Below are 16,002 nucleotides of genomic sequence, written 5' to 3' on the forward strand. Positions count from 1 at the left end.
AGAAAATCCAACTATTGGAGGGGCATGCGCCCTACGTATTTATCTAATAAATATGAAGTGTTTTGAGCAGGCGTAAACGCCGGAGAGAAGAAGAAAACTTAACGACTGGCCCGATGAATATAGGTTGCCGGGTCGACGGTACGACCATTTTTGTAGACTTCGAAATGAACATGAGGGCCCGTGGAGCGGCCGCTTGAGCCCATTAGCGCGACAACCTGGCCCTTCTTGATTACGTCGCCAACCTTAACCAGGTTTTCCTTACAGTGCGCATAACGGGTGGAAAAGCCATTACCGTGGTTAACCTCCACCATCTGGCCATAACCGTAACGCTCGCCAGACCAGGTAACCACGCCGGATGCCACAGCAATGATATCCGAACCTTCTTTGCCGGCGAAATCAACACCCGCATGCCAGGCAATTCGCCCAGTGAACGGGTCACTGCGACGACCATAGCGTGACGACATCCAGCCTTTTTTAATAGGTCTGCCAGCGAGAAAGACATCGTTCTGCAGCTTGCGCTTGGCAAGGAGAGCTTCGAGCGTATCCAACTGCTGCTGCCGGTCTTCTATCTGAGCACCCAGTTGCTCCAGTGCTTCCTGGAAATCTGGCGCTGCGTAGGTCGTCTCGTCGATATCCTGCTCTGGCCCGCCACGCGCGGGCGATCGACCAAAATCGAACTCGCCGGTATCGAGCTTGGCCATAGTGGTCAGTCGCTCACCGAGAGCATCCAGCCGCACCAGGCGCGCCTGAAGTTCTGCTACGCGGAGTGTCAACGCGGCGAGCTTGCGCTCGGAATCCTGTTTAGCCCGCTCTACTTGCGACTGTTGCTCCACCAGGGTTTCTTCCCAGGCTTCGGTAGATTCTGCGGTGAGGATATCGGACGAATTCGAGCTGAGGTGTTGTGACACAGCCAAAGTCACAGCGCCCACAGGTATACCCACCATACAGGCGGATAACAGGGCACGAGTCCACCCGCCCAGCGTAAAGCTGCGGGTGCTGCCGTGACGTTTACTGACGACGATTATCTTCATTAATCTTTTGGCGCAATAACTCTGCACAACCCTCAAGCTAATTCAGCCGGACCAAACTTTAATCAAGCTGCCTGCCTGAATAGTTGCTCACTTCCGCCCCGGCTGCAAGTTGAGGATTGCCAGCTCTGGCTATTTGTGACGAAACGGCCGAACTATGGCATATTCAGCCACAAAATTCCAACTTAACTTTATAAGGAACTGGAGCGATAGCCCGACTATTGGCATAAGTCAGGCTGTCGTGTTAGACCGCCAATAATGGCTTAATGTAGGAGATTGGAGCGGTTTCTTCCTCGTCGAAGGTTACCAGCTCCCAGGCGTCTTCTCGCTTCATGAGCTCGCGCAACACCTGATTATTCAGACCATGGCCGCTTTTGTAGGCCCGGTATTCACCGATTAAGCTGGTACCAAGCAGATACAGATCACCGATGGCATCGAGCACCTTATGTTTGACGAACTCGTCGTCGTAACGCAAGCCGTCCTCGTTCATGATGCGGTATTTATCAACCACGACCGCGTTGTCCAGACTTCCGCCTTTCACCAGGCCTTTCGAGCGCAGGTACTCGATCTCATGCATGAAACCGAAGGTGCGTGCACGGGATATTTCTTTGACGAATGACGTACTCGAAAAATCGATAGTCGCGTCAAGTTTACGCCCCTTAAATACCGGGTGATCGAAATCGATGCCAAAAGAGACCTTAAAGCCGTTGAACGGATAAAAAGCGGCCTCTTTTTCGCCGTCTTTCACCACAACTTTCTTCTTGATTCGGATGAATTTCTTGGGCGCATTCTGCTCTTGGATACCCGCCGACTGAATCAGAAAAACAAACGGCCCGGCGCTACCATCCATAATGGGCACTTCGTCAGCACTCACCTCAACAATGGCGTTATCGATACCCAGACCCGCCATTGCGGACATGAGGTGCTCTACCGTTGAAACTCGCACATCGCCGTTGACCAGAGTGGTAGAAAGCGTGGTATCACCAACGTTTTCCGCGTGAGCGGGAATATCGACTGCAGGGCTGAGATCCACGCGACGAAATACGATGCCCGCATCAATTGGGGCTGGGCGCAAGGTCAGGTAAACCTTTTGGCCGGTGTGCAGGCCTACGCCGGTTGCTCGGATTTCATTCTTCAACGTACGTTGTTTGATCATTCATGCAGTCTCAAAAAGGGGCTCGAAAGCGGCGCGCATCATAGCAGAGTGCTGACCGCAAAACCAAATGTTCTGTGCATTTTTTGCCCACACGCAACGCTGAACTACTAAAGGTCGTTATTAAACGAATTTACTAAGTCGCATGTGGTTCAAAATACTGGCTCACATGATCCTTGATCGGTTCGCAAACGCCTAATTTCAAGTAAAAAATTGCGTACAAGTTCAAATTTACAGACGAGAGATGGGGCTAAAAGTTCCCATTTACCCGTGAGATACCGGAGCAGGAAGGCGTACATCCATGTGCTATGTCCAGAGCGGCAAGTTGAGGGGGAAACTCAAAACGCCTTCCCTCTGGAATCTTCTGCTCCATCTCCGTCTGCAAAACGGGTGAGCGTGCGGGGTTAGCGCACACTCTAATTAAGCGCAGCGCTTAGTTAGTCGACCTGACGTCGCAAAAACGCAGGAATGTCCAGGTATTCCAGGTTTTTATCTGCCTCTTCGAGCTGTGCAACTGCAGCAGCAGAGCTTGCAGCCGTTTTGGTGTTACGAATTACCGTTGGCTTATCGAGCGCAGAATAGTTTGGACGGCCGTCCGCTGTGCGAGTGTTGTCCACTACCTTTGCAGGCGTAGGCTTTTCTGCTCTCACTTCAGCACCCAGACCAGTTGCGACCACCGTTACCCGCAGTTCGTTGTTCATTTCTGGATCGATCACAGTACCTACCACAACAGTCGCGTCGTGAGAGGCAAACTCTTCGATGGTATCGCCAACTTCCGTAAACTCGCCCAGGCTCAGATCCATACCTGCGGTGATGTTCACCAGGATACCGCGCGCACCCTGTAAATTAATATCTTCAAGCAGGGGACTGCGGATGGCCGCTTCAGCAGCTTCGCGAGCGCGGTTTTCACCCGCTGCGGTTCCGCTTCCCATCATCGCCATACCCATCTCTGACATCACTGTTCGCACATCAGCGAAATCAACGTTGATCATGCCAGGGCGAATAATCAAATCTGCAATCCCCTGAACAGCGCCCAGCAGTACATCATTCGCAGCTTTGAACGCGTCAAGTAATGTTGTGGCCTTACCGAGCACCGCCAATAACTTCTCGTTAGGAATAGTGATCAAAGAATCCACGCGATCCTGAAGCTGCTTGATCCCCTCATCGGCAATCTTCATGCGCTTGCGACCTTCAAATGGAAAAGGCTTGGTAACAATTGCCACGGTGAGGATACCCAACTCTTTGGCGATCTCTGCAACCACAGGCGCACCACCAGTTCCAGTACCACCACCCATACCGGCGGTGATAAACACCATATCTGCACCTTGCAGCACTTCTGTAATACGCTCACGATCTTCCATCGCAGCCTGTCGACCGATATCCGGATTTGCGCCAGCGCCCAACCCTTTGGTAATACCGTGGCCTAACTGCAGCACAGTTCGCGCATCAACATCTTTGAGCGCCTGAGCATCAGTATTTGCACAGATAAACTCAACACCGTCTACGGCATTGGAAATCATGTGCTTGACTGCGTTTCCGCCGCCACCACCCACACCAACAACTTTAATTACTGCGTTTTGCGGAATGCTATCAACTAATTCAAACATAAGAGTTCCCCTCTTTTCCCCTTTTGACTAAAACACTCAGTAGCATAGCTCTGCCACTAAAGATTCTTGTTAAACCAGGACTTCATGCGGCTAAAAAAGCTCGCGCGAGGCTCCTGGCTGAATACAGACTCTCCCGATTGCTGCATACCGTATAGCAACAGCCCAACGCCAGTTGAATAAATCGGGTTATCTACAATATCTTTTAAACCTTTAATATTGGTGGGTGCACCAAGTCGAACCGGCATATGGAAAATTTCCTCTGCCAGTTCAACAACCCCTTCCATTTTCGACGTGCCGCCGGTCAACACAATGCCAGCGGCGACCAAATCTTCGAAACCACTGCGACGCAGCTCTGCTTGCACGAGAGTAAACAATTCGTCGTACCGTGGCTCCACGACTTCCGCCAGCGCCTGCCGCGATAAATTCCTCGCAGGGCGATCACCCACACTGGGTACTTTTATTGTTTCCTCGGCGCCGGTCAGCTTGGCCAATGCGCACGCATATTTAATTTTGATTTCTTCCGCGTGTTGCGTCGGAGTGCGCAGCGCCATAGCAATATCATTCGTCACCTGGTCACCGGCGATAGGAATCACACCTGTGTGACGAATTGCACCCTCAGTAAAAATCGCAATATCTGTAGTGCCACCGCCAATATCAACCAGGCAAACACCTAATTCTTTTTCATCATCGGTCAACACCGAGTAGCTGGAAGCCAGCTGCTCCAGAATGACGTCCTCAACCTCCAACCCACAACGACGGATACATTTCTCAATATTTTGGGCAGCGTTGACAGCGCAGGTAACCAGGTGAACCTTAGCTTCAAGGCGCACCCCGGACATCCCCAGAGGTTCTTTTACACCTTCCTGGTCATCGATCAAATATTCCTGCGGCAATATATGAAGTATTTTTTGATCCGCAGGAATGGCCACTGCCTGCGCAGCATCGATGACCCGATCCAGATCCTGAGGAAATACCTCACGATCTTTTATCGCGACTATGCCGTGTGAGTTCAGGCTGCGAATATGGCTACCGGCAATTCCAACATATACAGAATGTATTTCGCAGCCAGCCATGAGTTCCGCCTCTTCGACTGCTCGTTGAATCGATTGCACGGTAGACTCGATATTGACGACCACACCTTTTTTCATGCCCACAGATTTATGTGAGCCTATACCGACGACCGCAAGATCACCTTCGGGCGAAATTTCTCCGACAATGGCAACGACTTTGGATGTCCCTATATCCAAGCCGACAATCATACGTCCACTATTTGCATGCGCCATTTATTTACCCGCCCTAAGCTGACTCATTCGTTCCAACGCAACATTCATTATCGACTCGCTTGTAATTGTGGCACATCTGGTTTTGGTTTCCAGGAAACGGCCATTCCGTGATCATAACGCATATCCACTCGAGCCAACTGATCCTTTTTCTCTTCTAAATTGTTCTGATATACCAGTAAAAAATTATTAAGTTTTTCAAGCACGTCATATTGACCAATAATTATTTCCACATTATCCGTCAGATAAATTCGCCATGAAAGTGTTTCATCGACTTGTATGCCCATCAAGCCAAAACCTGATGCCGATAAAATTTCGGCGGTTGCCAAATATGTTTGCGCGATTTCGTTGCTTTTAGATCGTGGGCCATAAAACACCGGCAACCCTGCCAATGTGGAGTTGTTCTCTACGTCGATCAATCGCCCCTGAGCATTAATAAATCCTTCTCTGCCCCATCGCGCAATGGGTTTTTGCTCCTGGATGGAAATTTCCAGCCTGTCCGGCCAGATCCTGCGAACATTTGCAGTTTGTACCCAGGGCTCAGCCTCTAACGCAGCCCTCATAGACCGCAAGTCGAGGTCAACGAAATCACCGTTCATCTGCTTTACAACCACCTGCTGCAGATAATCTTTAGTTAAGTGACTAAACTCGCCTTTCATTGAAATACTGGACACAGGCCGATTAACCATAGTTTGTATTTTGTGCAGGCCTTTAGACCAATTCACACCAAAAACCAGCACGCCAAGAAACGCAAGCATCACCAAAAAACGCAACGGCCAAAAAAAAGCACGCCAGTTTCGCGGTTCCTTGCTAGGCCGCACACGCGACTTTGAACTCGCGCCTCTTGTTGCAGCCTTAGCCCGTCCACCTCCGGTTTTATTTTTATCCGCTTTGGCCTTCTGCGCGCGAGTCCCGGGTTTCATATCTTTCATTTCTACCGTGCACCCAAGGTCGAAATGTAAAGAATTTCTGCCACCAGTTCGCTAAAGTTTAATCCTACTGCTCGCGCAGCCATCGGAACCAAACTGTGATCAGTCATTCCCGGCACCGTGTTCACTTCAAGCAAGTGAAAATTACCTGCTTCGTCCTGCAGTGCATCTACGCGGCCCCACCCCGAACATCCGATCATTTTGAATGACTTTAACGCGAGCTCACACAATTCTTTGTTTTTATCCGGCGTTAAGTTACAGGGGCAAAGGTAGCGGGTTTCATTAGAAATATATTTCGCGTCGTAGTCATAGAATCGGTTACTCGGTAACAACTCAATTGGGGGCAGCACCGTTTCACCTAGAATAGCAACTGTAAATTCACGCCCCACTACGGTTGACTCTGCAAACACTTCGCTATCAAATTTTTCCGCCGCTTCAAAAGCCGCCTTCAACTCTTCTTTATTATTAGCACAGGTCATACCAATACTTGAGCCTTCGTGTACAGGCTTCACAAATACAGACCCTCCAAGTGCTTGCAAGCAAGCCGCAAAATCATCGGACGATTGCAATACCCGATAATCCGGAGTTGGTAAGCTTGCGCTCAACCAAATTTGTTTGGTTTTTAGTTTATCCATCGCGATAGCAGACGCTGTGTGCAAGCTGCCTGTAAAAGGGATTCCAAGCAGTTGCAACAACGCCTGCACCTTCCCGTCTTCACCACCTTCCCCATGTAATGCGATAAAAGCACGATCAAATGTTGCAGCCAAAATTTGCGCAACACCTTGGTTGCCAATATCCAGCTCTAAAATATCAATACCCTGTTCGCGCAAACCATTCGCTACCGCGCGCCCGCTTTTTAACGAAACATCTCGTTCGGCAGAAGTTCCCCCGTAAAGCACTGCAACTTTTCCGAAACTTTTTCCAGAATTTACAAAATTTTTAAATCCCGGCTGGTACATCGTCACGTCAAATTCTCCGCTCACAATTAGGCAAATTTTTTCTTTGCTAGTGTCGGCGCCAGGCTGCCAACATTTCCCGCTCCCTGGGTGATAATAATATCCCCCGGCTTCACCAGATCTTTGACAACAGCGGGGACACCTTCGATACCTTCAACAAATATCGGATCTACCAGCCCGCGCGTACGTATTGTGCGACTTAAATGCCTGCCGTCTGCGCCTGGAATGGGCTCTTCTCCTGCCGCATACACTTCCAGTAGCACCAGCTGATCAACACTCGATAAAACCTCCACAAAATCTTCATAGAGATCTCGCGTACGCGTATAACGGTGTGGTTGATAAACCATAAATAACCGACGGTCGGGCCAGCTATCTCGTACTGCGCGAATAGTCGCTGCAACCTCGCGCGGGTGATGACCATAATCATCTACCAGCATGACCGAACCACCTTGTGGTAACGGGTAGTCACCATAAATTTGGAATCTACGCCCCACCCCCATGAATTGAGCAAGGCCTTGCTGAATTGCGATATCGTCTATGCCTTCATCAGTTGCAACGGCAACCGCCGCGGTCGCATTTAATACATTGTGCTGACCCGGCATATTCAAATAAATATCAAGCGGTTCGCCCTCTGGGCGTTTAATTTTAAACCGCTGTTTACCCGATTCCTGCTTCACGTCGTACGCTTTAAAGTCACAGTCTTCAGAAAAACCATAAGTAATTACCGTTCTTGCTATATCCGGAATCAAACTAGTGATCACGGGATCATCGCCGCACATGACTGCGACACCATAGAACGGCAAGTTGTGCAAAAACTCGACGAACGTTTTTTTCAGTGTGCCGAAGTCGCCCCCATAAGTATCCATGTGGTCCGCATCGATATTGGTCACAACCGCAACCATTGGCTGCAAATGTAAAAATGATGCATCGCTCTCATCCGCTTCTGCCACCAAATAACGGCTTGCACCCAGCGCTGCATTGGTACCTGCGCTATTTAACAGGCCGCCTATAACAAAAGTGGGGTCTTTGTCGCCCTCCGCAAAAATACTTGCAATCAGGCTTGTCGTCGTGGTTTTACCGTGAGTACCTGCAACCGCAATACCGTGGCGATAACGCATCAGCTCACCCAGCATCTCCGCTCGACGCACGACTGGTATACGCTGCTGCCTAGCTTCTAACAATTCTGGGTTAGCTTCATCAACGGCACTCGAATTGACCACGACGTCTACGCCATGGACATTTTTTGCATGATGCCCAACATAAATTGTCATGCCCATCGCAGACAATCGACGAGTAACATCTGATTCGCGCAAATCCGAGCCGGAAATAAGATAACCTTGGTTGTGCAAAACTTCCGCTATTCCGCTCATGCCTGCGCCGCCTACACCAACAAAGTGGATTCGCCTGATACGTCGCATTTCAGGAATAAAATGGATGTCTGGTTGCTGCATAACTAAACCTTTCCCACTAGCTCAGAGACGATAAATGTTTGACAAACGTCCGCAAAACGCGCCGTTGCCTCTGGTTTTGCCTCCGCTCGCGCATGTTCAGCCATTTGCAATAGCGCCTCTGGCCTTTCGGAAAATTCAATAATTTGGGCCGCGAGAGTATCTGCGGAGAGCTCACTCTGTTGCCACATTTTCGCAGCGCCCGCACCTACCAGAAATTGCCCATTAACTGTCTGATGATCATCGATCGCGTACGGAAACGGCACCAACAAAGACGCCACTCCTGCCGCAGCCAACTCTGACACCGTCAACGCACCACTGCGACAAATAACCAAATTTGCCCAAGTGAGCTTTGCGGCCATATCGTCCACAAAAGCCGTCACTTGCACCTGATCACCCAACTCAATTTTGTGAAGGTTATAGGCTTCGAGCGTTTCGTCGACCAGTGCATCACCTGTCTGATGAAGCACAGAAATTTTAGCTGCACACTGCGTAGCACTTAATGAAAAAACCTTACTCAGCGCTTCAGGCATTAGCTGATTTATTGCTCTGGCGCCCCGACTGCCTCCTAAAACCAAAACATTCAGCTGATCAGGCGACGCCGAGAAGCGCGTTTTTGGCTCACTGATTTCCGCAATCTCCCGGCGTACGGGGTTACCTATCACTTCTGCTTTGGCAAACACATTTGGAAACGCGGATAACACGCGATCCGCAATGCGTGATAAGAGTTTATTGGTCGTACCAGCGATCGCATTTTGCTCGTGAATCACTAAAGGCCTACCTAATAATTTTGCAGCAGCACCGCCAGGCCCGGCCACAAACCCACCCAAACCAACGATGACCGCTGGATTAAATTGACGAATAACTTTCGCTGCTTGAATAATCGCCATCAGCACTAAAAATGGTGCTTTTAATAAAGCCGCAGGGCCGCGACCACGAACCCCCTCTATATCAATAAAGTGCAACGCGATACCCGCATCGCGCACCAATCGCGACTCCAACCCACGACGGGTACCCAGCCACTCGACAGACACGCCTCGCGCTTGTAGCTCCGCTGCAAGCGCCAGCCCTGGGAATATATGCCCCCCGGTTCCGCCAGCCATTATCAGCACCCTTGAGTTACTCAATTTCGCTTTCCTCCCAGGAAACTCGAAATACGAGCGCAATAAGCAAACAGCAAATCAGCAGGCTGCTTCCGCCGTAACTTATCAACGGTAACGTCAAACCTTTTGTAGGCAATAACCCAGAAGCGACGCCCATATTGATAAACGCCTGCATGGCAAACATCCCCGCAATGCCGAATACCAAAAACCCGCTAAACAGCTTTTGTCTACTCAGTGCTATTCTGGCGAGCGCGATCATACGCCATACGAAGAAACCGTAAAGGACTACCAATAATATGGCTCCGACAAAACCAAACTCTTCTGCATAGATGGCAAATATAAAGTCCGTGTGGGCCTCGGGCAGGAAAAATAATTTTTGTAAGCTATTACCTAAACCCGCGCCGAACCACTCCCCTCTCCCAAATGCAATCAACGACTGCACCAACTGATATCCGCTATCAAACTGACGTGACCAAGGGTCCATAAATGCGACAATGCGCTCCCATCGGTAGGGGGACAAATAGGCCAACGCAAACATACTCGCCACGCCAAACAGCGCAATTATGGCAAAGCGAAATACCGGAATACCTGCGACAAACATCATGCACGAGAGTGTCATACTCAACACCACAGCACTGCCAAAGTCGGGTTCAGCCAACAGTAAAATTGCCGCAAGCCCCAACACCATTACCATTTTGAAAAATCCAGCCCAGCGTGCTTTAACCTCTTCATTTTTGCGTGCCAGGTAGCTCGCAAAATAAATAATGAAACAAAACTTCGCCAGTTCCGAGGCTTGAATACCGACTGGACCTAAATCCAACCAACGCCGACTCCCGTTTACCACCTTCCCAATTCCCGGCACCAGAACCGCAAGCAACAAAACCAGCCCTACCAATAACAGTACGCCAGCATATTTTTGCCAGATATCGGTGGGTACAGATGCGATTATTGCTCCGCCCAAGATGCCAACACACAAAAACAGGCATTGTTTCTTAACAAAAAACCAAGGGTCGCCATAAGTCGCAAAGGCAAAGTCCATAGAACTTGATGCGACCATAACCATGCCTACGCTCAACAGGAGTGCGGCTGCGGCAATGAGGCTGCGATCCATCGTCGTATTTTCAACAGAAATACTTGCCAATGCTTGCGAAATCACTCCGTTAATCCCTCCACGGCAGCGGCAAATTGTCGCCCCCTGTCTTCAAATCCAGCAAACATATCGAAGCTCGCACAGGCAGGTGATAGTAGAACCAAATCGCCCTCCTCCGCCGAAGAAAACGCAACTTCCACGGCTTCTGTCATCGTTTGTGCCTGCACTACCGGTGTAGTGTCGGAAACACAATCAGCAATGGCCCCCGCGTCGCGACCCATCAATATGAGAACTGCAACATGAGCATCAACCAGCTTGCCGAAGCTGAAAAAATTTGCGTCTTTCCCATCGCCACCTGCAATCAACAAGATCCGCTTGAAGCTGGCTGACAAGCCAGCAATCGCCGCCTGAGCTGCGCCAACATTGGTCGCCTTGGAATCATTAATAAATGTAACGCCACGTTTTTTTGCAACCCACTGACATCGGTGGTCAAGACCACTGAATTCCTGCACGGCAGCGCAAGTGGCCGCGCGCGTAATGTTCAATGCGTCAGCCATTGCAAACACCGCCAACACATTAGCGACATTGTGACGACCAAATATTTTTATTTGGTCGATATTTATAAGATTATCTTTAGCCGCGCACAGATTCCCGGTATCGGCAGAAAAGTAGAACGCACTTTCGCCTTCTTCTATGGGCTTGCTCAAACTGAATCCGCGCCGAGCGACCCCGTCAACTATAGGTGGCTGGGTTAATTTATCGTCGATGTTATAAACAACATTTTGTGCACCAAAATAAATACGCTGTTTTGCCATGCAGTAATCGACGAAACGGTTGTAGCGATCCATATGATCTTCGCTAACATTAAGCATACAAGCGACCGTTAGCCCAGGCCGACTGACGCTTTCAAGCTGAAAACTGGAAAGCTCCAATATGTAAAGCTCTGCGTTTTCCTGAAGCGCATCTAACACCGGTAATCCTATATTTCCGGCTGCACAGGTTTTAAAACCCGCTTTTGCGCCTACCGCCGCCATCAACGCGGTAACCGTCGATTTTCCGTTCGAGCCGGTAATACCCACAACAGGCACTTGGACTTCTCGCAAAAACAGTTCGATATCGCCAACAATAGAAATGTTGTTTTTAAGCGCGGCCTGTATAAAGTCAGTGCGTCTGTCGACGCCCGGGCTCAACACGATCTCAGCTGCGTTTAACAACAGATCTATCTGGGGTTGCTCAACTGCGCCGAAGTGATGGTCCACTTTATTGTTCAGCGCCATGAGTTCGTCGGCCCCAGGCGGGTGCTCTCTAGTATCCACTACTGAAAAACGTTCCCCACGCAGGTGTAAATAACGGGCGACAGAAAGCCCGGTTGCACCGAGCCCCACTATCACCACATATTTATCACTTGCCAACAGACCGTTCATATGAAGGTATTACCGTATTTTTAAGGTTGCCAAGCCAAATAAAACCAAGATCACTGTAATTATCCAAAACCGCACAATCACACGTGGCTCCGGCCAACCTTTTAACTCAAAGTGATGGTGCAACGGCGCCATTCGAAATATGCGCCGACCGGTAAGCTTATAAGAGCCAACTTGCAAGATTACAGAAACCGTCTCCATGACAAATATGCCGGACATTATAAAAAACACGATTTCATGCCGAACAATGACTGCAATTACACCTAACGCTGCGCCCAACGCCAAGGCGCCGACATCACCCATAAATACTTGTGCGGGATAAGTGTTAAACCACAAAAATCCGAGGCCAGCGCCAGCGAGAGCTGCACAGTAAACGACAAGTTCACCAGAGCCTGGCACAAAAGCTATGTGCAGATACTCAGAAAAATTTGCATTACCTACCAAATAGGCAATCACGCCAAGCGCGGAGCCCACCATTACCGTTGGCATAATCGCGAGGCCATCAAGCCCGTCGGTTAGGTTTACCGCATTGCTGAAACCAACAATCATCAAGTAGGTAACAAAGACATACAGTACACCCATCTGCCATGCGACATTTTTGAAAAACGGAATGTAGAGTGTTGTTTCTGCGGGTGTCTGCGCGGTCACAAATAGTGCGATAGCAACAATAAACCCGCATGCGGATTGCCAAAAATACTTCCACTTTGCGGGCAAACCTTTTGAATTTTTCTCAACCACTTTACGGTAATCATCCACCCAACCAATGAGGCCAAAGGTGATGGTTACAAACAGCACGGCCAGAACATACCTATTGCTTAAATCTGCCCATAGCAAAGTAGCGGTAACAATAGAAAATAAAATCAGCGTCCCGCCCATTGTCGGGGTCCCAGATTTACTCAAATGCGACTGCGGACCGTCGTCGCGAATCGCTTGCCCAATTTGCAATTCGTTGAGCTTTCGAATAACCCATGGGCCCAACACCATTGACAAACCCAGCGCAGTTAGCACACCAAGAATTGCTCGCAATGTGAGGTATTGAAAAACGCCAAACCCGCTGACATAGCTTTCTAAGAAATTGGCAAGCCAAACTAACACTGCGACACCTCATCATTTTTAACCAATAGTTCGATAACCTCTTCCATTTTCGCACTGCGAGAACCTTTAACCAGCACGACAGCATCACTTAGGTCTTGCTGCTGTAACGCAGAAGCCAGCGCGACTTTGTCCTCGAACCACGTAGCGCCCTCACCAAATCCGGCGACTGTCTGTTTGGATAATTCACCAACCGCGAAGAGATTTTTAATTTTCTGACTTTTCGCGTAACGCCCAAGATCAAAATGTTGGGCCAGCTCATCACTGCCGAGCTCACCCATATCCCCCACCACCATCACACTGTGTTTTGCGTGTGCCAAATAATTAGCGGCAGCACGCATAGAACCGGGGTTAGCGTTATAGGTATCGTTAATTAACGTGTGGCAGCACTTAGTGCTCACTCGCTGCATTCGGCCCGCAACGCCCTGAAACTGAGAAACTCCCTTTGCAATAAGCTCGTGCGCGACGCCAAGCGCCACCGCACAGCTGGCCGCAGCAAGGGCGTTATTCACAGAGTGCTTGCCTGGCACCTGCAGATTTACCGGAAACCGATTTCCCTCTAAAACGAGATCGAAGCTGTAACAACCCATGCCGTCCGGTGTCAGGCACTCCCCGTATATCAGCGTATCCACACCGCTATTTTTTTCGTACTGAATTGGGCTAGCCGTAAAACCAATGGTTGTGATTCCGCCGTTTCGCGCCAAGAATTCTTGGGCATAGTTGTCGTCGAGATTTATTACCGCGCAGCGTAGGTTACTACCGCCATAAATATCCCCTTTTTCCTGGGCGATTGCGTCGAGTGATCCAAAACCCGCCATATGAGCAGGCATAACATTATTCACCAGAGCAACCTCTGGCTGGATCAAACTTGTTAAATAGGCAATTTCGCCAAAGCCACTGGTACCCGCCTCCACAATGGCAAAAGCTTGCTGCTCCAGGCGCATAAGCGTTTGCGGCACACCAATGTGATTATTTAAATTGCCGGCTGTGGCCACAGTTGGTCCAGCCTGCCGACAAACCGCCTCCAACATTCCCTTCACCGACGTTTTACCACTACTTCCGGTAAGCCCGACGACAGCTCCTTCAAACTCAGCGCGTTTATTGGCGGCAATAAAACCCAACGCACGAACGGTATCTTTCACAACCCATTGCGGTACTGCAATTTCCGCCTGTACAGTGTCGACAACAACGGCGCAGGCGCCTTTCTCAATAGCCTGAGCAATATAGGCATGCCCATCGAAATGTTCACCGCGCAACGCCACAAACAAATCACCCGGTTGCAGTGATCGCGTATCGGTACTCACACAAAAAAATTCTGCGTCACCACCCACTAAAGTCTTAGCGCTGTCCAGTTTCAATTGCGACAGTTTCACCGCTGCACCTCTTGCTGGGAGATCCGTGCGTATAAACACTGACTACTCACTTCACAATCGTCAAAGTGCCGCTTAGCGGTACCTACAATTTGATAATCTTCGTGGCCCTTGCCAGCAATTAACACGGTATCGCCGCTCTTTGCCTGCAAAATGGCAAACTCAATTGCCGCAGAGCGATCTTCAAAGTTTGTCACTCGTTTATCTGAAGCAGGAATACCGGAAAGAACATCATCGATGATACAAGCGGGGGTTTCGGTACGAGGATTATCAGACGTCACGACAACCGCATCCGCATGCTCAGCAGCGATCCTCCCCATTTGTGCACGCTTACCTTTGTCCCGGTCACCGCCGCAGCCAAACACAACCCACACGTCATTCGCGGCTTGTGCGCGCAATGCCAGTAACGCTTTTTCCAGTGCATCCGGTGTATGGGCGTAATCGACACACACAGTCACATCGCCACCGTCTACAACAATACGCTGCATTCGCCCTCTAGCGGGTTGCAGGTGTTGCACTTGTTCTGCTACCGCTGGCAGTGAGTAGCCTGCAGCACAGGCGGTGGTAATTACCGCGAGCAAGTTTAAAATATTAAAGTTACCTATCAGGCATGATTGGATATTTGCCTCGCCCCAAGCACTCGAAATTTTCGCGGCCACGCCTTCTGGCGAGAGCGCAATATCTTTTGCGACTACTGTGTTGCCTGATTCTGCCCCGTATAAGAAAGACGATTCGGCAGTGGACGCAGCCGATAACGCTCTGCTTGCAGAGTCGTCACCATTGATCACCGCAAAGCGCAGTGCGTCGAACGTAAATAAACGGGATTTCGCAGCGATATAGTGTTCAAACGTACCATGGTAATCGAGATGGTCGCGGCTAATATTGGTAAATACGGCGCCCTCAAAATTTACGGCATCTACCCTGCCCTGCTCCAGAGCGTGCGACGAAACTTCCATGGCTACGAACGTTGCGCCAGCATTTCGCAATTGGGCTAGCACCCGCTGGCAGGCAATAGCATCTGGCGTGGTCAATCCAAAATCTTGTAGTGCGCTCTGCGAAAAACCGTAACCCATGGTGCCAATACTTGCAGCTTTTTCGCCTAATTGATTGAACAACTGCATGAGCAGTTGTACGCAGGTGGTTTTGCCATTGGTGCCGGTAACGCCAATTACACGTACAGATCGAGAGGGGTGATCGTAAAAATTTCCAGCGATCAAACTCAGTGTCCGACCTAAATTTTTTACCAGCACCAACGGAATATCATTGGGTACCGAGCTAAAATCAAAATCATCTGACGCATCCGCGACAACCGCTGTAGCACCACGACTAATCGCAGCTGAAATAAACTGCCGTCCATCGACGCTATGCCCTTTCACCGCACAAAAAAGCTCACCAACAGCAATGCTACGACTATCCAAACTTAACCCGGTGATTTCCGGATTGTGTTCGGTCGCTCGTTCACACACGACATTTTCGAAAAGTGTTTGCAGGCGTTTCGCTGTTGCGGTTTGATTGGTCACCATGT

Annotated in this window: 13 protein-coding genes; all 13 read right to left on the bottom strand. The window is 49.7% G+C overall.

Annotated features, from left to right (window positions below; all coding sequences use genetic code 11):
• Positions 1-98: 98 nt before the first annotated feature.
• The gene (locus TERTU_RS13470) at positions 99-1,031 is read right to left on the bottom strand and encodes a M23 family metallopeptidase (RefSeq protein ID WP_015818733.1); all 933 of its coding nucleotides are present in this window, start codon (positions 1,029-1,031) and stop codon (positions 99-101) included.
• Between the two features lie 241 nt (positions 1,032-1,272).
• Entirely contained in the window at positions 1,273-2,184 is a 912-nt protein-coding gene (gene lpxC / locus TERTU_RS13475; protein WP_015819010.1) for a UDP-3-O-acyl-N-acetylglucosamine deacetylase, read from the bottom strand.
• Positions 2,185-2,618: 434 nt separating this feature from the next.
• Positions 2,619-3,788 carry a cell division protein FtsZ gene (gene ftsZ, locus TERTU_RS13480; RefSeq protein WP_015819585.1) on the bottom strand — a complete coding sequence of 390 codons (1,170 nt, stop codon included), beginning with the start codon at positions 3,786-3,788 and terminating at the stop codon, positions 2,619-2,621.
• 56 nt (positions 3,789-3,844) lie between these two features.
• Positions 3,845-5,071 carry a cell division protein FtsA gene (gene ftsA / locus TERTU_RS13485; protein ID WP_015818532.1) on the bottom strand — a complete coding sequence of 409 codons (1,227 nt, stop codon included), beginning with the start codon at positions 5,069-5,071 and terminating at the stop codon, positions 3,845-3,847.
• A gap of 47 nt (positions 5,072-5,118) precedes the next feature.
• Complete coding sequence (locus TERTU_RS13490; protein ID WP_015819690.1) at positions 5,119-6,000, bottom strand: cell division protein FtsQ/DivIB; 882 nt, start codon at positions 5,998-6,000, stop codon at positions 5,119-5,121.
• Between the two features lie 2 nt (positions 6,001-6,002).
• Complete coding sequence (locus TERTU_RS13495) at positions 6,003-6,956, bottom strand: D-alanine--D-alanine ligase (protein WP_015819204.1); 954 nt, start codon at positions 6,954-6,956, stop codon at positions 6,003-6,005.
• A gap of 26 nt (positions 6,957-6,982) precedes the next feature.
• Positions 6,983-8,404, bottom strand: a complete 1,422-nt coding sequence (murC, locus tag TERTU_RS13500) for a UDP-N-acetylmuramate--L-alanine ligase (protein ID WP_015818500.1) — start codon at positions 8,402-8,404, stop codon at positions 6,983-6,985.
• A 2-nt stretch (positions 8,405-8,406) separates the two neighbouring features.
• On the bottom strand, positions 8,407-9,528 hold the full coding sequence (gene murG, locus TERTU_RS13505) for an undecaprenyldiphospho-muramoylpentapeptide beta-N-acetylglucosaminyltransferase (protein ID WP_266352071.1): 1,122 nt from the start codon (positions 9,526-9,528) through the stop codon (positions 8,407-8,409).
• Positions 9,521-10,660, bottom strand: coding sequence for a putative lipid II flippase FtsW (gene ftsW, locus TERTU_RS13510; protein ID WP_015818768.1), 1,140 nt, complete (start codon positions 10,658-10,660; stop codon positions 9,521-9,523). Before ftsW ends, murG begins: the two co-directional genes overlap by 8 nt.
• Complete coding sequence (gene murD, locus TERTU_RS13515) at positions 10,657-12,018, bottom strand: UDP-N-acetylmuramoyl-L-alanine--D-glutamate ligase (RefSeq protein ID WP_015818286.1); 1,362 nt, start codon at positions 12,016-12,018, stop codon at positions 10,657-10,659. The genes ftsW and murD overlap by 4 nt, the downstream gene beginning before the upstream one ends.
• 9 nt (positions 12,019-12,027) lie before the next feature.
• The gene (gene mraY, locus TERTU_RS13520; RefSeq protein WP_015817542.1) at positions 12,028-13,110 is read right to left on the bottom strand and encodes a phospho-N-acetylmuramoyl-pentapeptide-transferase; all 1,083 of its coding nucleotides are present in this window, start codon (positions 13,108-13,110) and stop codon (positions 12,028-12,030) included.
• Positions 13,104-14,480, bottom strand: coding sequence for a UDP-N-acetylmuramoyl-tripeptide--D-alanyl-D-alanine ligase (locus TERTU_RS13525; protein WP_015817079.1), 1,377 nt, complete (start codon positions 14,478-14,480; stop codon positions 13,104-13,106). The genes mraY and TERTU_RS13525 overlap by 7 nt, the downstream gene beginning before the upstream one ends.
• Positions 14,477-16,000 (bottom strand): UDP-N-acetylmuramoyl-L-alanyl-D-glutamate--2,6-diaminopimelate ligase, encoded by a 1,524-nt coding sequence (locus TERTU_RS13530; RefSeq protein ID WP_041590247.1) that lies wholly within the window; start codon positions 15,998-16,000, stop codon positions 14,477-14,479. Before TERTU_RS13530 ends, TERTU_RS13525 begins: the two co-directional genes overlap by 4 nt.
• Positions 16,001-16,002 lie beyond the last annotated feature (2 nt).

It is taken from the genome of Teredinibacter turnerae T7901, from assembly GCF_000023025.1.
Taxonomy (GTDB): domain Bacteria; phylum Pseudomonadota; class Gammaproteobacteria; order Pseudomonadales; family Cellvibrionaceae; genus Teredinibacter; species Teredinibacter turnerae_B.